This is a genomic window from Negadavirga shengliensis (assembly GCF_042652345.1).
GTDB classification, from domain to species: Bacteria; Bacteroidota; Bacteroidia; order Cytophagales; family Cyclobacteriaceae; genus Negadavirga; species Negadavirga shengliensis.
The window spans coordinates 26,028-41,788 of the sequence record NZ_JBHSJJ010000016.1; the positions used below are offsets into that span (position 1 = coordinate 26,028).

Annotated in this window: 17 protein-coding genes; 5 read left to right on the forward strand and 12 right to left on the reverse strand. The window is 44.5% G+C overall.

What is annotated here, in order from left to right:
- Positions 1-95 precede the first annotated feature (95 nt).
- Entirely contained in the window at positions 96-758 is a 663-nt protein-coding gene (locus ACFPFU_RS20930) for a bifunctional 4-hydroxy-2-oxoglutarate aldolase/2-dehydro-3-deoxy-phosphogluconate aldolase (protein ID WP_377067793.1), read from the forward strand.
- Positions 759-950: 192 nt separating this feature from the next.
- On the opposite strand, the gene ACFPFU_RS20935 is transcribed toward ACFPFU_RS20930, so the two are convergent.
- Positions 951-1,523, reverse strand: coding sequence for a hypothetical protein (locus ACFPFU_RS20935; protein ID WP_377067794.1), 573 nt, complete (start codon positions 1,521-1,523; stop codon positions 951-953).
- Between the two features lie 441 nt (positions 1,524-1,964).
- Between ACFPFU_RS20935 and ACFPFU_RS20940 the strand changes: the two genes are divergently transcribed.
- Entirely contained in the window at positions 1,965-2,648 is a 684-nt protein-coding gene (locus ACFPFU_RS20940) for a MarC family protein (RefSeq protein ID WP_377067795.1), read from the forward strand.
- A gap of 64 nt (positions 2,649-2,712) precedes the next feature.
- Positions 2,713-4,359, forward strand: a complete 1,647-nt coding sequence (locus tag ACFPFU_RS20945) for an alpha-amylase family protein (RefSeq protein WP_377067796.1) — start codon at positions 2,713-2,715, stop codon at positions 4,357-4,359.
- Positions 4,360-4,464: 105 nt separating this feature from the next.
- Here ACFPFU_RS20945 and ACFPFU_RS20950 read toward each other — a convergent pair whose 3' ends face one another.
- The 10 genes from ACFPFU_RS20950 to frdA form a co-directional block, all read right to left on the reverse strand.
- A complete protein-coding gene (locus ACFPFU_RS20950) occupies positions 4,465-4,809 on the reverse strand; it encodes a hypothetical protein (protein WP_377067797.1) in 345 nt (114 codons plus the stop codon).
- A 71-nt stretch (positions 4,810-4,880) separates the two neighbouring features.
- Entirely contained in the window at positions 4,881-5,174 is a 294-nt protein-coding gene (locus ACFPFU_RS20955) for an NIPSNAP family protein (RefSeq protein WP_377067798.1), read from the reverse strand.
- 204 nt (positions 5,175-5,378) lie between these two features.
- The gene (locus tag ACFPFU_RS20960; protein ID WP_377067799.1) at positions 5,379-6,362 is read right to left on the reverse strand and encodes an MlaD family protein; all 984 of its coding nucleotides are present in this window, start codon (positions 6,360-6,362) and stop codon (positions 5,379-5,381) included.
- 2 nt (positions 6,363-6,364) lie between these two features.
- A complete protein-coding gene (locus ACFPFU_RS20965; protein ID WP_377067800.1) occupies positions 6,365-7,096 on the reverse strand; it encodes an ABC transporter ATP-binding protein in 732 nt (243 codons plus the stop codon).
- 16 nt (positions 7,097-7,112) lie between these two features.
- The gene (locus tag ACFPFU_RS20970) at positions 7,113-7,886 is read right to left on the reverse strand and encodes an MlaE family ABC transporter permease (RefSeq protein ID WP_377067802.1); all 774 of its coding nucleotides are present in this window, start codon (positions 7,884-7,886) and stop codon (positions 7,113-7,115) included.
- A gap of 379 nt (positions 7,887-8,265) precedes the next feature.
- The gene (locus ACFPFU_RS20975; protein ID WP_377067804.1) at positions 8,266-8,757 is read right to left on the reverse strand and encodes a globin family protein; all 492 of its coding nucleotides are present in this window, start codon (positions 8,755-8,757) and stop codon (positions 8,266-8,268) included.
- 107 nt (positions 8,758-8,864) lie between these two features.
- The gene (gene frdD / locus ACFPFU_RS20980; RefSeq protein ID WP_377067806.1) at positions 8,865-9,212 is read right to left on the reverse strand and encodes a fumarate reductase subunit FrdD; all 348 of its coding nucleotides are present in this window, start codon (positions 9,210-9,212) and stop codon (positions 8,865-8,867) included.
- A gap of 84 nt (positions 9,213-9,296) precedes the next feature.
- The gene (locus tag ACFPFU_RS20985) at positions 9,297-9,704 is read right to left on the reverse strand and encodes a hypothetical protein (protein WP_377067808.1); all 408 of its coding nucleotides are present in this window, start codon (positions 9,702-9,704) and stop codon (positions 9,297-9,299) included.
- Positions 9,705-9,710: 6 nt separating this feature from the next.
- Positions 9,711-10,472 carry a succinate dehydrogenase/fumarate reductase iron-sulfur subunit gene (locus tag ACFPFU_RS20990; protein ID WP_377067810.1) on the reverse strand — a complete coding sequence of 254 codons (762 nt, stop codon included), beginning with the start codon at positions 10,470-10,472 and terminating at the stop codon, positions 9,711-9,713.
- A gap of 42 nt (positions 10,473-10,514) precedes the next feature.
- Positions 10,515-12,263 (reverse strand): fumarate reductase (quinol) flavoprotein subunit, encoded by a 1,749-nt coding sequence (frdA, locus tag ACFPFU_RS20995; RefSeq protein ID WP_377067812.1) that lies wholly within the window; start codon positions 12,261-12,263, stop codon positions 10,515-10,517.
- 342 nt (positions 12,264-12,605) lie between these two features.
- Between frdA and ACFPFU_RS21000 the strand changes: the two genes are divergently transcribed.
- A complete protein-coding gene (locus ACFPFU_RS21000; RefSeq protein ID WP_377067814.1) occupies positions 12,606-13,337 on the forward strand; it encodes a class I SAM-dependent methyltransferase in 732 nt (243 codons plus the stop codon).
- Positions 13,338-13,382: 45 nt separating this feature from the next.
- Here the strand turns inward: ACFPFU_RS21000 and ACFPFU_RS21005 are convergent, their stop codons facing one another.
- Positions 13,383-14,030: an O-methyltransferase gene (locus tag ACFPFU_RS21005; protein ID WP_377067816.1), complete on the reverse strand. Its 648-nt coding sequence runs from the start codon at positions 14,028-14,030 to the stop codon at positions 13,383-13,385.
- A 489-nt stretch (positions 14,031-14,519) separates the two neighbouring features.
- On the opposite strand from ACFPFU_RS21005, the gene ACFPFU_RS21010 reads away from it, so the two are divergent.
- Entirely contained in the window at positions 14,520-15,740 is a 1,221-nt protein-coding gene (locus ACFPFU_RS21010) for a GDSL-type esterase/lipase family protein (protein WP_377067818.1), read from the forward strand.
- Positions 15,741-15,761 lie beyond the last annotated feature (21 nt).

The window sequence follows — 15,761 nt, forward strand, 5'->3', positions numbered from 1 at the left end:
CCTTCCTATTCTAATCAATTAAAAACAAGCATACTATAGATTAAACAAATACCCCGGTGTTGCTTTTCGGGGTGGTTACTTCAAGTGAAAATACTATGGAAAAAAAGGAGGACATATTAAAGCGCATTCCGGAACAGGGGATCTTGCCCCTTTACTTTGATAAAAGTGAAGAAGTAAGCATTGAAGTTTTGAGAGCCCTATACGATGCCGGTATCAGAATGGTGGAATATACCAACCGGGGAGAAGCGGCTTTGAAAAATTTCAGTAAGATGGTCGAACTTCGCAACAAGGAAATGAAGGATCTGCTTTTGGGAATCGGCACCATAAAAAACAGGCCGATGACCGAAATTTATATCGCTGAGGGAGCCGATTTTATCATCTGTCCGGGCCTGGTAGAGGAAGTGGCGGAAGTAGCTGACCATAATAAAATCCTATGGATTCCAGGATGTATGACTCCTTCCGAAGTCATCAAAGCTGAGAATATGGGAGCCAAAATGATCAAGCTGTTCCCTGGTAATATCCTCGGGCCTGAGTTTATGAGCGCCATTAAGTCATTGTTCCCGGACCTGATGTTTATGCCTACTGGAGGTGTCTCGTTGGATAGGGAGAACATCTCGTCCTGGTTCAAAGCCGGTGTTTGTGCCGTGGGCATGGGCAGCAAGTTGATAAGCAAACAGCTGCTTGAGGAGAAAAATTACCGTAAAATACAGGAGTTGACAAAACAGGCAATGGCAATTGTCAATGAAGTAAAAGGCTGAAAATCAATCAATATTATTATTTGAAGATAGCACAGGGTTCGTGGTTCCACGGACCTTTGTCTTTTTAAGATTCTTAAACCCGCCGGCAGGGTTCTGCATCCACAGTTTTTCAGGGAGCAGTTACTTCTGGCTATGGCAATCGGTTTTTTGGCGATCTGAATAAAAGCCGGTTCGGACGATGTTGTGGGCGCGTTAAAACCTGTACCCAATATGGACCGTCGGAAAAGGAATCCACGCGGCTGGCCGATATTCCTCAGGGCCAACCTGAACGGGTTTTGCGCCCGGGGCATGCATCAGGGCTATCCAAGGGATTACATATAATCCTTTAAACTGTTTATCTTTCTTCCCCAGCATGATCCTATAACCCGATCTGATCCCATAAGTAAAACCATTATTTTCTTCCCTTGCTTGCCCGTTCTTCAATTCAATTGTTTCTTTACCGTAAGTCATCTGGACCCCCAAAAAGAGGCCCCTTAAATTGCCAAACAGATAGTCGGCTTTAAGATCGTAACCTGAAGAAAAGACAGCAAGCTTTTCATTGCCTAAAAAGAAGCCGGGTTGTTCAATACCAAATACCCCCATACTGGCCCGGATATGTTTAAAGGTATAAGCAAGGTGAAAGGAATATCCGCTTAGGAAATATGCCAACGGATCTGTCTCTATTTCAAGTCCTACAGCTTCACTGTTTTTTTGTGCTTTTAACTCATGGTGAGTAACCAGAAACATTCCTGAAGATAAAATGAAGATGAAAAGGGAAACTTTCATGACTGACTATTTGGATTTTAATGAATCCAAATATATCCCGCATTGAACAACTATTTCATTAACAAAAGTTAAGAAAACGGTAATCCAATGGAGTATTCATGTATGAACCTTCTCCCTAAAATTGACGGGGTGAGCTCTCCCGGTTTCAAAACAGCCCCTTCCCCACCCTATTTCCGGTTTTTACAGGGCTTCAAAACTTAATATCCCATTTTCCTTTTCGGAGGAATAATTGTCATATAATCATGGTGGGTGCCGATAGATCACCCCCTGTCATCTGACACCATTTCAAATTAAGCTTCTTGGAAAAAAAACCGCTTACCCGAAGGTCTCTGCTATTTGGTATCAGGGCGGCACCATTATTGATATTTTCCAAATGGCTGAAGCAAGTTTTGGCGGGTAAAACATGTGCTAAGACGCTTACAATGATTTTCCTCAATATTTATGGACTGGAATCTAAATCTTAATTTTCTGGCGGCTATGTTGGCCATGGTAAACCCCATTGGATTGATACCTATTTGGTATGAGTTGACCGGAGACTCATCACCCAACATCAGAAAAAGAGTGGCCTTGATGGTAACAGGAACTGCGTTTTTGATCTTGCTTCTGTTCCTGAATCTAGGGGAGTATATCTTGGATTTCTTTAGTATCGACATAGAAGTTTTTAAAATAGCCGGAGGATTTCTGTTAATGCTCACAGCCGTGTCCATGATACAGGGCACGGCCACCAAATTAAAGGAGATACATGAGGAGGGTAATACGGATTTAGAATTGGCAAAAAGGAGATTTGAAAAGGTATTGGTTCCACTTTCGATTCCTATGCTGGCCGGGCCCGGTGCTTTGACCACGGTGTTGTTGTACAGCTTTAGGGCCAGTGATGTTGTCACCTATGCAAGCTTATCCGGCATTTTGTTTTTGAGTTATTTTCTCCTCTTTATTGTTTTCGGTTTTTCTTACCTGGTTGAGAAAAAAGTAGATGATATTGTTTTTGTTGGCTTTACGAGGATATTCGGATTAATAGTAGCCGCTATCGCGGTCCAGTTTATAATAGAAGGGTTAGGAGAAGTTTTTCCCCATTGGATGGAAGGCGGCTCGGCGATTGATATGGAAGAAAAAAGAGTAAAATAACTCCTTTTTATCAAAGTGATTAATATGAGTTGAATTAAGGTACCACTATACAAGCCGATTCAGAATGATAGAAGACCTCTGGTACAAAAACGCCGTGATGTACAATGTGGATTTGGAATCTTTTATGGACCTTAACGGCGATGGCATAGGAGATTTTGAAGGACTTGCCCGCCGCCTGGATTATCTCCATGCTTTGGGCATCGATACGATATGGCTTGCCCCATTCCAACCCACTCCCAACAAAGACAACGGTTACGATATCAATGATTACTATGGAGTGGACGTCCGTCATGGTTCCAGTGGCAGCTTTGTGGAGTTTATGCACCAGGCCAAAAAAAGGGGCATCAAGGTCATCATTGACCTGGTGATAAACCATACTTCAGATCAGCACCCCTGGTTTCAGGATGCCCGAAGCAGCGAAAAAGCCAAGCACCGCGACTGGTACGTGTGGTCAAAGAAAAAACCAAAACACTGGGATAAGGGTATGGTTTTCCCGGGGAAGCAGCAATCTACCTGGACCTACGATAAAAAAGCCAAGGCTTATTATTTCCACCGCTTCTATAAACACCAACCCGACCTGAACATGGATAATCCTGATGTGCGGGCGGAGATCCGCCGGATTATGGGTTACTGGCTGGAATTGGGAATATCCGGCTTCCGTGTAGATGCTGTTCCTTTTGTGCTCGAGTCAGTGATGCCGGGCAACAGTAGCCATAAGTTAAAATTCGAGTATCTTGGAGAATTCCGAAAGTTTCTTCAATGGCGCAAAGGAGATGCCATTATGCTCGGTGAGGCCAATGTATCACCGGAGGAAACGCAACGTTTTTTCGGGGAAGAAGGAAATGGCATACACCTTATGTTCAACTTTTTTGTAAATCAACATCTTTTTTATGCCTTGGCTACGGCCGACGTGGATCCGTTGGTGAAAGCACTCGAAGCCACCCGGAACAGAATTCCTACTGCCCAGTGGGCCCATTTTCTCCGCAACCACGATGAACTGGACTTGGGACGCCTCACCGGGAAACAACGGCAAAACATATTTGACCGTTTCGGGCCGGAAGAGAACATGCAATTGTACGGCCGGGGTATCCGAAGGCGCCTCGCTCCGATGTTGGGTAACCGGGCCCACATCGAACTCGCGTACAGCCTCCTGTTTTCCCTGCCGGGAACACCTGTACTCTACTACGGGGAGGAAATAGGTATGGGGGATGACCTCCGTCTCAACGAACGGGATGCCGTGAGGACGTCCATGCAGTGGTCTGCGGACTTTCAGGCGGGCTTCTCCAAAGCGGGGAAACTGGTGCACCCCGTTATCGCCGATGGGCCATATGGGCATCAGCATGTCAACGTAGAGACGCAACGAAGTGAACAGGATTCTTTGCTCAACTGGATGACGGCCATGGTCCGTCTGCGCCAAGAATGCTCCGAGATAGGCTGGGGTGATTGGCAGATCCTCAAAACAGGTGTTCCCCAGGTATTGGGGATGCATTATAGCTGGAAAAACAGTTCACTGGTGATTTTGCACAATTTTGATGAAAAGGCCCACGAAGTGGCACTGGACCTGAGACAGGATCAGGAAGAGAAACTGGTGGACATGATGGCCATCCAGGAAAGCAAGGCGGATGAGAAAGGCCTTCACCACATCAGCCTTGATGCCTACGGTTATCGGTGGTTCCGGGCAGGAAACCTGGCTCATTTATTACATGAGTAAAGCCGATGGGCCGTAGGAGGCTGTTTTCTGCCTGACTTCAGGGCTTGCTGGAATTATAGAACCAGGATCAATGAAATACATCAGCATCCATCTCAAAGCAAAAAATTATTTGTTGTTGGCTTTTCTTTTATCCGCATAATTGGTTTTGAGATAGTCAAATACGGCTTCAAAACCACCGGGGTTAAACCGGGAATTCACCTGCTTCCATTTCCCGCTCCTTAATTCAATATTGACGGAATATACCCTGCCCCACCACAAAAAATTTGCCTGCTGCAATTGCCAGCTTTTGAGTTCATCCGATAAGCTTATTTCCTCTTTTGCAAATGGATACCTCAAAACCAACAGGTCACCTTCAAGTCGGATATCCGTACTTTTCCTCCTGAAGAAAAAAAACAACGGAACAACAATCAATAATAGAATAATACCTATAACGACTAGGGTGGTCTCCATGAGGGGATCGAAGTTTGAGTTTGTTTCATAACATCCGTTCAAAGGAAGTGCCAAACAGATGCAATGTCCCGCTATTTGATCTGTCTCAGTATTTCCCGGTGGGATGATTTTACAAATCGTTTGAACTTCACATACCATTCCTGCCACTCGGGGGTTCCCAATTCCTCCTGAAGTGCTTTTTCATATGCTTCCAAACTTGCAAACGGCTGCTCCATAATCAAACGGTAACTGTCACCGGTAAAATCGGTAAGGATCCTGCTGCCGGGAATATCGGGAAGATGTTTCTCTTCATATTCCTCCAAAAGCTCTTTTACACTCCGGAATTGACCGAATTCCAAATAGAAAATATCTCTGACTATAAACATGATTTTATATAATTTATGATGAACCGGGAAACACTCCAGCTACACAGGAAGAGGCAATCCCTAACCGACCCCATGTAAAAATCCAAGAACCAGTACCTTTAAAAATTACCTAAAAAAAAGGAAATGATACACCTGCTTGTTATCATCTTCAGCCATGTTTTCAACAAAACAGGATAAAAGATGTGCGGTAAAAAAATGTGGGCTTTATTTGTTGTCATCTATTGATTTTTTCTGTTCTCTCGCCTGTCTTCTGAAATACCTTCTGAACAAAAAATTGCGTTTCAGTGCTTCCATATTCTGATTGAAGCTGTCGCTGCCCTCCTCTATATGTTGCGCACTGTTTATGATTGTTTCCCTAAATAGGCTATCGGTCAGAAGGAGGCCCACGGGGCCGTCACCCCTCCCAATATAGTTTACCACATTCCTCGCTTCCTCCATTACTAAAGAAGCATCCTTACTTGCCTGATGGATCAGCTCAAGGGAAGCGGCTAAATCCTGAGAGAGGGCAGTATCCAAAAATATCCGGTAAACAAGGCCATTTCCCTCTTGAAACGAGCTTAACATGTTTTTACCCGATTGGGTCAATTCGGAAGCGTTTTTGGCGGCACCGGAGAATTCGGCTATTCCATTTCTTAAATCCCCCATTATCGATGAATCATTAAGAAAATCCCAGAGTCTGTGGTTATTATTTAACCTTGAAGTGACTTCATAAAGGTTCATGGCCGTATTTTCAATATAGTAACTTGCGTTATTCAGGCTTTTCAACATTTCTTCCGTTTCCACCGGTGTTTGAGAGTAGATAATGTCCCCGTCTTTCACCGCGTCAGCATATCCTTCCTGAGGGTTGATTTGGATCAGTTTATTGCCCATTAGTCCGTCCGTACTAATGAATGTGACCGCATTCTTCTTGATATGGGGTTTCATGCTATTGTTAATGACCATTGTAATATAAATAGAAGTGTCACCGGCCATCTCTATATTTTTCACCGTACCTACATCCATGCCTTTAAACCGGACGTTGTTTCCCGGAACCAACCCGTAGACATTATTCACCACCGCTTTAAGGGTAAATGTAGGTTTGAACAGATGTTGGTTTCTGCCGATCATATACAGGGTAAGAACCAGAAACAGAAGACCTGCTAAAACAAACAGGCCGACTTTGGCGTTTTCAATTTTTTTCTTATTCATGGTCAGTCAAAAAACTCGCGGATTTTGGGATCTCTTGACATTCTGAGATTGCTGTAACTGTCGTTGGCATAGCATCTTCCATCAATCAACATGATCACCCGATTGGCTGTCATGTTGATGCAGTTCATATCATGTGAAATAATGATAGACGTCGCATTGTATTTTTTCTGTACTTTTATTATCAACTGGCTGATTTCCCTTGCGGTGGCCGGATCCAGGCCCGTGGTGGGCTCATCATATAAAATGATGGTCGGCCGGAGAATCAACGTCCTTGCCAGTGCGATCCGTTTCCGCATTCCACCGGACAATTCTTCCGGCATCATGTCTACCGTATGGGCAAGTCCCACGTCATCAAGGGCTTCCATCACAGCCTGATCCGCCCCTTTACGCCGTTGTGCTTTACTCCAGTGTGCCCGTAGGGGAAATTCCAGATTCTCCCTTACGGTCATCGAATCATACAGGGCATTGCTTTGAAAAAGAAAGCCTATTCTTGCTCTCAGCTTGTCCAATTCATCCTGTTCCATGTTGTGTATTACTTTGTCAAAAACCTTAATGTGTCCTTTGTCAGCCGAAATAAGGTTAATGATGCATTTGATCAGCACGGACTTTCCGGATCCTGATTTACCGAGGACGACAAGGTTTTCACCGGAATGCACTGACATGGAGAAATTCCGAAGCACATGGTTTTGGCCAAATGATTTATAAACGTTTTTTACTTGGACAACCGGTGCCATTATCCTTACTATAAATTTAAGTTAATCCCAGGAGGTCAGATATTTGAACAGCAATAAGGTCGATGATAAATACCGACAGGGAGGCTACTATCACCGCGGAGGTGGCAGACCTTCCTACACCTTCTGTTCCCTTTTTTGAATGATAGCCTTTATAACAACCAATAATGCCTATAGCAAATCCAAAGAAGAAGGTCTTGATCAGCGCAGGAACAACATCCCCGTAGCTCAAAGCATTAAATACTTGAAACCAATACAAACTCCAGCTTACATGGCCATGTAGGTTCACTCCCAAGTAACCTCCATACAAGGAAATGGCATTGGATAAACTGGAAAGCACCGGCAACATTAAAACAGCAGCCATAACCCTTGTAACCACTAAATACTTGAATGGATTGGTGCCGGATACTTCCATGGCGTCGATCTGCTCAGTTACACGCATGGCCCCCAACTCGGCGCCCATTCCCGAGCCGATCTTTCCGGCACAGATCAACGCCGTGATTACGGGAGAAATTTCCCGGATCAACGATACGGAAACCATGGAAGGCAAGAGTGATTCCGCGCCAAATTCGATAAGGGTGGGCCTGGATTGAATGGTAAGCACTAATCCCATAATGAACGCCGTAATACCGACAAGGGGTAAAGTTTTATAACCTATCCCATAACATTGATGCAAGAACTCAAAAAACTCCTGCTTGGGTTTGAAGAATTCACGGAAAAACCGTACAGTAAAGTTGGCTATTTCGCCAACTTCAGTTAAAAAGGTGTTTTTCCATTCCTCAAAGTATTTCACATCATGGTTGTTTCTGCTGTGACAAAATTGACTACACCATACCGGGAATAAAATGAAAATAATCACTGAACTTAAATGACAATCGTCATTCATTATCCTGTTTCCGCAGAACTATGGAACACAAAAGTGTCAAGCTATATTTAAATATATTGACTAAAAGTCAATTAGTAGAACTGAATAATTCTTAAAGCACGGATATAGTTGGAATCAGAAAAAGATTGGGGAATTAACCGCATTAAAAATGGGAGTAGATGCAGGAGCGTCAACCTTCATTTATTGTGGATACAGCCCCGTCACACGCAATATATTAAAGAAATAGCCGGTAACGTTAGATAACAAGGAACACAAAACGGTATCTCCGGGATCAAAACCTGAAATTTCATTCAAGAAATGGCTCACGGCTTTCCCGCTGCCGGCGTGAAAGCTTGTACCGGTCTATGGTACGGACACAGGCATTGTACCGCAATATGGCTTCATCGTTTCCTGATGGGCGGCAAGAGGCTGCGTTCTCGAATGCTTCCATGGCCTCCTGGATCCAATCGTATGCATCAAAGTTGCTTCCAAACCCACCCCGGTTAATGATGGCTTTGGCCAGTTTTTCTTTGACAATACCGGTATAATAAGCCTGCTTGTATTTATCGGTAAGCTTGTTGATCGCCTCTCGGGCTTCGTTATCACCAAGGCCCGTACCAAACTGATCACAAAGGGAGAGGATAAACACTACCAGGGCGTCCTGATGGTCGTCCTGTATGGCTAAAATGTCTCTACAGATGCTTTCCGCTTCGGCAGGCTCATTCAACAGGCGGTAACGTTCGGCTTTTTCCAATGCCCTTGGAATTCCGTCAGGAGATATGGATTTTAATTTAGACATGGCGTGATTTGTTGTTTTGTTCTCAATGATTCGTTCTTTATCTTCAACCGGTCTAAACCTCTCCGAAAGGGGTTCGTTACAGCAAAGCATCCCGCCTTTCCCGTTGTTTAAATAAACAAAACGAAAGCGGAAAGCAAGGTGATCCCAAAAGCAATCCCGTAGCAAATTAGCGCAATGGGCTTATCATACGGATGAAGCTGTAAACCTTCGTGAAGCGTAAACCTGAACCGATGTGCCCAGTGAAACATCGACAGTGAAACAATCACCATAATCAAAAGGCGACTGTACCAAGGATCAACCAGCGACTTTAAGTGATCATATGTGGGATTGACCCATCCCAAAGGGATGGCGAGCCCTGTAATAACCAAAAGGACAGGCAGAAATAAAGAAGAAATCGTTCCCCCACCTCCAAATAAACTCCAGAAGAAAGGCTCTATTGGTCTTTTTCTTTGCATTATCCTGAATTTAATTTTCTTAATCTTGTTTTCGTTGGCCATGCCCACCGGGTCTGTTTTTGAGCAGGCCCAGATGGAAAACCATTATCCAATGACTATTAACCATATCAAAGCAACTGAAATTACCACCCAGCCGACATAATTCATCAAAGCAATGAACACTCCCGGTATATGCCTGTCGCCGGTTTTTATTACCATGGCTTTGGGGGCCAGATTAAACCAGGTGATGCTATGAAACAACAGCCCGCCCAGCAGCAGTACATGAAGAACAATGAACAATGGTGACTGCATGGTGGACACAAATGCTTCAAATGACTCAGGACCGTCCAGCAGGGATCCTGCAAATGATAACAGCAAAAGACTGTAGATCGCCACACATACACTGGTAAGTTCACGCGCTATGAATTTGAAATGGATCCAGCGGTTGGCCCACCAGAAAATGTTCATATGGCGTTTATACATCTTCACATTCGGCAGCACTTTTTTTTGCATGGTCCTTTATTTTTTGTTTTTAGACTTTCCATAGGGCAACAATAAGGTTTTCCACCATTCGGTGGCCCCGCTCACTTTATAGCGCTGTATGGCCCCTGCAGGATCCACCCCCTTCGGACAAACAACGGAACACTCCCCGACAAACGTGCAATGCCAGATACCTTCATCGGTACTCAACTCTTCCATTCGTATTTTTTGACCCTGATCCCTGCTGTCATAATTGTAACGCTGTGCGAGGGCAATAGCCGCCGGACCAATGAAATTCGGTTCCAGCCCGTATACCGGGCAGGCTGCATAACACAGCATGCAATTGATACACATGCTGTACTGCTTGTAATCGGCAAGTTGTGACGGTGATTGCAGGTATTCACCCTTCTCCACGGGTTCTTCCTCTTCCCGGATGATCCAAGGTTTTACGGACTTGAGTTTATTCATAAAATCAGTCATCTCTATGACCAGATCACGTATGACAGGAAAATTATCCAGTGGTTCAATCCTAATAGGACCGGGAGCATAATGTTCAAGAAAGGTAGCACAAGTCAGTACAGGTGTGCCGTTCACCATCATACCGCAGCTCCCACAAACGCCCATCCTACAGGACCACCGGAAAGACAGTGTGCCGTCTACATGGTCTTTGATGTAATTCAGCGCATCCAGTATTACCCAATCCTTTCGCATGGGTACCTCATAAGATTGGTATTCAGGTCCGTCTTCTTTCTCCGGCCGGTAGCGGAAAACTTCCAGGGTTATCATTTGGTCATCGGGCATTCTCGTTGGGTTTAACTGCGTACTCAAATATCCTTCGTTCCATTATCTTCCATAAATCCTTTCGCCAGGAGGCCAGCGGGTGATGCTGACCGGAGTGTACTTGATTTCTGGAATACCGTTTTCTTTCCTATAGGCCAGCGAATGGGCCAGAAAATTTTCATCATCCCGTTTCGGAAAATCCTTCCGTTGATGAGACCCGCGTGACTCTTTACGATGTAAGGCGCATTGGACAATCGTTTCTGCGATATCCAGGAGATAGGAAAGTTCAAATGCCCCTACAAGCTCCGTGTTAAATGTTTTACTGCGGTCATCTATTCTGAGGTTTTTGAAACGCTCCTGAAGTTCCATGACCTTTTCCTGAGATTTTTTCAACAAGGCCTCTGTTCTGTAAATCCCCGCACCTTCCTCCATGCAAGCGTGCATTTCTTTTCTTAGATCCGCGATTTTTTCCTTACCTCCTGTCTTTCTTAAAAACTCCCTGTCGATCCTGATGGCCTCATCCGAGGCCTGCGAAGAAACTGCATAGCCGGTCCCATTTTGACCCAGCGCAAATTCAGCCGCACTTTTTCCGGCGCGGTTTCCAAATACCAAAAGTTCCGTCAAAGAATTGGAGCCTAACCGGTTGGCGCCGTTGATGCTTACGCAGGCCGTTTCACCGGCTGCATAAAGTCCTTTTAAAGAAGTCTCCCCGTTGATATTGGTGTGGATGCCGCCCATCATATAATGTACCACCGGACGGACGGGAATCATTTCCTTAATAGGGTCTATATTCTCGTATTTTAAACATAATTCCCTGACAAAAGGGAGTTTGGATTGGATGATCTTTTCCCCAAGATGCCGGATATCAAGATGGACATATTGACCATATGGTCCTTCTATGGTCCTGCCTTTTTCCTGTTCCTGCACAAATGCCTGGGATAACCTGTCCCGTGGCCCCAATTCCATCGAGCGCAGCACGGGCTTTGTCTGAGGCTGTCCTAAATCATAATCCTGTAGGTAGCGATAGCCGTCCTTGTTCAGCAGGTAACCGCCTTCAGCACGCGCCGCCTCGGTGATCAGTATACCCGTGAACGGCAGCCCTGTCGGATGATATTGAACGAATTCCATGTCCTTAAGCGCTACACCTGCACGATAAGCCAGTGCCATACCATCACCGGTTTTGATGTTCGCGTTTGTGGTATAAGGAAACACCTTTCCGCTTCCTCCTGTACAGACAATAACTGCCTTTGCGGTAATTTCATGTACTTTTCCAGTAACCATTTCAATGGCCACAGCGCCTCGGCAACGTCCATCATCTTCTAAAAGCTTGGTGACAAACCATTCATCAAAACGTTGGATTTGGTCGTACTTCAATGTGGTTTGAAAGAGGGCATGAAGCATGTGGAATCCAGTCTTATCGGCCGCAAACCAAGTCCGTTCTATCTTCATTCCTCCAAAAGGGCGCACCGCAATGTGTCCGTCGTCCTGTCTGCTCCAGGGACATCCCCAATGCTCAAGCCGGATCATTTCTTTAGGGGCTTCATTCACAAATGCTTCCACGGCATCCTGATCACTCATCCAGTCACCTCCGGAAATGGTATCATACGCGTGATGGTCAAGGCTGTCATCGGATTTGATAACTGCTGCCGCCCCCCCTTCTGCCGAGACTGTGTGGCTGCGCATTGGATAAACCTTGGAGATCACCCCCACTTTCAGTTTGGGGTCAGTCTCTGCTACTGCGATGGCTGCCCTCAGGCCTGCGCCACCTGCACCAATAATTAGAACGTCGCAAGAATGTTGTGCATCTATCATGAATAAAAATTTTGGGTTCGACTTCCCTTACATCACTGGCCTACAGCAATATACAAAATATTAAAACTTGATCAAAAGTGACCAAAGGATGATCTTTTCCCTTCATGTTAAAATAGTTGCCCTGTATTGAATCAAAGACGGTGTAAAAAGCCAATTTTCTGATAAAACTTTTTACGGGTATACCTCATAAATCAAAGTTTAAAAAACAACAATAAGTTTATAAATTGCAGATATTGAGAAAGTTATGCTGAACAACATTAGTTTTGGGGTGAGGGTTTTTAAAATTCAGTTTGAACTTTAAAAAAAGAACCCGAACTTAAACCGGCCGTTACCTAATTGACAATGAAATATTTAAATTATTTTCTAATTCTTTTCCTTTTCACAGTAAATTTTTACTGTAGCTATGCTCAAAACATTTCACCTGAGGAGGTTAAAAATGCTGAATATACCTATAAAACCCCGGATGGGGACGGAACCGGAAAGGTGTATATGGGAAGGGAAATTGCATCACTGATGAGTTTTCACGGCAAAAGCTGGTTGGAGCGCGCCAGTAGATCAAAGGAAGAAAATACCGAATTAGCCATTTCCAACTTACCCGTCACACCCAGCAGCGTAGTGGCCGATATTGGGGCCGGTTCTGGGTTCTATACCTTCCGGATAGCCCCGGTCGTACCTGAGGGAAAGGTTTATGCGGTGGAAATACAGGATAACGCTATCCAGTACCTGAAAGAAAGAAGCAAGGAATCGGGTCAAAATAATGTGGAAGTTGTCAAGGGAAATGAAAAATCACCCAACCTTCCGGCCAATACGATCGATTTGGTGATAATGGTAGACGTTTACCACGAACTGCTTTATCCCCGGGAGATGTTACAGGAAATCAAAAAGGCATTAAAGCCCGACGGCAAACTGCTGTTGATTGAATACCGCGGGGAGGATCCTAAATTGGCAATAAAAAAACTCCACAAAATGACAGTGGAGCAAATCAACAAGGAATTATCCGCCAATGGCTTTCATTTGGTGAAAAACGGGCAATTTATGAATATCCAGCACTTTTTGGTTTTTGAAAAACAGTAGATTTGAAACCTGACGGGACATTTTAGCACCAATTTTTTTCAAGTCTCATTTTTTATAACTGATGGCAATACCCGAACTGCTTGTCTTGTCTATTGTGGTTTCGTAATCAGGATGACTGTTAACAAAGTCGAGGTATTCCCGGATCCCACTCATGCTTTGAAGCACGTTATGGGCAGTAAAGCGCCCGCCTTTTTTGAATTTCGGATTGATATCTTTAAAATATTGCACATACCAGTCTTTGTCAGCATCCGAAAAAACGAAATCGAAAGGCCCTTCCAATTCTTTCACAATTTTATGGGCATCTCCCAACCTAAAGTCTACATATTCGGATAACCCCACCTTTTTTAAGTTTTCAATGGCTTCTTTTTGCCTGTTTTTATCGATTTCTATGGTAGTCAGTTTTCCGCCGGTTTTGCTAAGGGCCCATGCTATCCAAACGGTGGAATGCCCCGTGGAGGTACCTATTTCAAGGGCAGATTGGTAACCATTATCCACGATGAGATCGTGCAGAATTTTACCGTCTTCATAAGGCACATTAAGGTTATGCCATTTCTCGCGGTTTTCATCCAGAAACTTTTGGACGCGTTCATCCACTGCCTTTTGGCTGTCGGTTCCCTGAGCAGAACAATTTAACGACCAACCTATAAGCACAAGTGAAAAAAGGGCGGCTTGAATTTTTATAAAGGTTTTCATATGATTATAATTTGTTTTTCAATGGTCATAACTTGTCCCGCACCTCAGGTCGGGATAGCCTGCCCCTGCCTGCCCCGAACTCGATTCGGGGAACTGGTTTCGGGGGACTTGATCCGGGAGAATCTCGCATGATAGATAATCATCCCTCCGTGGGACGATCTCGCCATGCCCGATTTCATGGCATTTGGTTTAGTTGTAATTGAGAAGTAGGGGTTAATTGATTATAAGTTAATATTTTTCAGTAAATTATAAATAAAAACGGTGGTTTTTCTTGAAGGTTTTATGTGATTAAACAGCCACCGTACTATTTTATGAAGCCAAGATGATACCATAGCGCTCCCCTATTTTCAGACATTTGCCATTGAAACTCCGGTTTGCACCAATAAAAGAAAAACCACAAAAAACTTCCAAATAAAAACGGCGTCCTGACTATATTGCATATCCGGAACAAACAGGCTAATCCGGTTTACCCATAACCCGAAGAAACCAATGAAAAAGAAAAGTGAAAGGATCACGCTGATTTTTATTTCATTATCCTTTTTAATATTTCCTTTTTTGACGGTCGAAGCCAAACAGAAATCCCGTCCTTTTGAAGTTAAAAACGGAGACCGGGTGGTCTTTTTGGGAAACTCTCTTTTTGAAAATGAGCAACAGTATGGCTTTGTGGAACTTTTGTTGACGAGCAGATGGCCGGACAGGAACATAACTTTCCGAAATTTGGGATGGTCAGGCGACACAGTATTCGGGGATGCCAGGAGTTATTACACCAGTCCACCCAGTGCCTATGAATTGATGCTCGACCAGCTGAAAAAGGCAAAGCCTACGGTCGTCTTTATCGCATACGGAGCGATAGAAGCTCTGGAAGGTGAAAAAGGCATCTCCAGATTTTCCGATGGCTTGAATCAACTGCTTGACAAAATCGGCGAATTGAATGCCGCTGCCATACTTTTATCCCCTATCCCGAAACTCGCAGCTGGAACGCCGGAGGAATTGATAAACCATAACCGGGATTTGGAAAATTATGCAACGATCATTGCCAAAACGGCCTGGGAACGCCAAGCAGTCTTTGTAGACTTATACAGGCCTTTAAAAGCGCTGGGTGCCGGTATCTCGGATAATGGTTTCCATTTGAATAAGATGGGGTATTATCATTTGGCCACCATTTTAGAGACGGAATTGGGTCTTCCGGAAAACAGATGGTCCGTTGAGATTGATCTCGATAGAAACGCCCTGGATGCTACAACAGCCGCCAAATTAATCCAAATCGACCCTAAAAAGAAACACCTTACATTCACGGTGGAAGAAAAATACCTGCCGCTGCCGCTCGATGAGGAAGGAGCTGCTGCCGGCCTTGAACGGATACTCAAAATCCAGGGGCTTGGTAAGGGGTATTTCGTACTGGAAACAGACGGGCGCCAGGTGGCCAGCGCTTCTGCCAAAGAATGGGCGAATGGGGTAAACATCCGGCAGGGCCCCTTATTTGAGCAGGCCAGGGAGCTACAAACTTGGATAAATAGAAAAGACGGGGTGTTCTTTCGCCAATACCGTCCACAAAACAGAACCTACATCGTGGGATTCCGGTCATACGAACAAGGCAGGCATTTGAAAGATCTGGAAGACATGGACATTATACTCGCCTGGCTGGATGGCCAAATCAACAGCAGCAAAAAACCGAAAGCCAGCACCTATGAATTAAAGCCCATTCGATGAATTAAAATTTGATGCGTGAAA

Excerpts from the sequence above, each read along its gene's own strand:
- ACFPFU_RS20930 (WP_377067793.1), top strand. The coding sequence starts at position 96 with ATGGAAAAAAAGGAGGACATATTAAAGCGCATTCCGGAACAGGGGATC.
- ACFPFU_RS20935 (WP_377067794.1), bottom strand. The coding sequence starts at position 1,523 with ATGAAAGTTTCCCTTTTCATCTTCATTTTATCTTCAGGAATGTTTCTG.
- ACFPFU_RS20940 (WP_377067795.1), top strand. The coding sequence starts at position 1,965 with ATGGACTGGAATCTAAATCTTAATTTTCTGGCGGCTATGTTGGCCATG.
- ACFPFU_RS20945 (WP_377067796.1), top strand. The coding sequence starts at position 2,713 with ATGATAGAAGACCTCTGGTACAAAAACGCCGTGATGTACAATGTGGAT.
- ACFPFU_RS20950 (WP_377067797.1), bottom strand. The coding sequence starts at position 4,809 with ATGGAGACCACCCTAGTCGTTATAGGTATTATTCTATTATTGATTGTT.
- ACFPFU_RS20955 (WP_377067798.1), bottom strand. The coding sequence starts at position 5,174 with ATGTTTATAGTCAGAGATATTTTCTATTTGGAATTCGGTCAATTCCGG.
- ACFPFU_RS20960 (WP_377067799.1), bottom strand. The coding sequence starts at position 6,362 with ATGAATAAGAAAAAAATTGAAAACGCCAAAGTCGGCCTGTTTGTTTTA.
- ACFPFU_RS20965 (WP_377067800.1), bottom strand. The coding sequence starts at position 7,096 with ATGGCACCGGTTGTCCAAGTAAAAAACGTTTATAAATCATTTGGCCAA.
- ACFPFU_RS20975 (WP_377067804.1), bottom strand. The coding sequence starts at position 8,757 with ATGTCTAAATTAAAATCCATATCTCCTGACGGAATTCCAAGGGCATTG.
- frdD (WP_377067806.1), bottom strand. The coding sequence starts at position 9,212 with ATGCAAAGAAAAAGACCAATAGAGCCTTTCTTCTGGAGTTTATTTGGA.
- ACFPFU_RS20985 (WP_377067808.1), bottom strand. The coding sequence starts at position 9,704 with ATGCAAAAAAAAGTGCTGCCGAATGTGAAGATGTATAAACGCCATATG.
- ACFPFU_RS20990 (WP_377067810.1), bottom strand. The coding sequence starts at position 10,472 with ATGCCCGATGACCAAATGATAACCCTGGAAGTTTTCCGCTACCGGCCG.
- frdA (WP_377067812.1), bottom strand. The coding sequence starts at position 12,263 with ATGATAGATGCACAACATTCTTGCGACGTTCTAATTATTGGTGCAGGT.
- ACFPFU_RS21000 (WP_377067814.1), top strand. The coding sequence starts at position 12,606 with ATGAAATATTTAAATTATTTTCTAATTCTTTTCCTTTTCACAGTAAAT.
- ACFPFU_RS21005 (WP_377067816.1), bottom strand. The coding sequence starts at position 14,030 with ATGAAAACCTTTATAAAAATTCAAGCCGCCCTTTTTTCACTTGTGCTT.
- ACFPFU_RS21010 (WP_377067818.1), top strand. The coding sequence starts at position 14,520 with ATGAAAAAGAAAAGTGAAAGGATCACGCTGATTTTTATTTCATTATCC.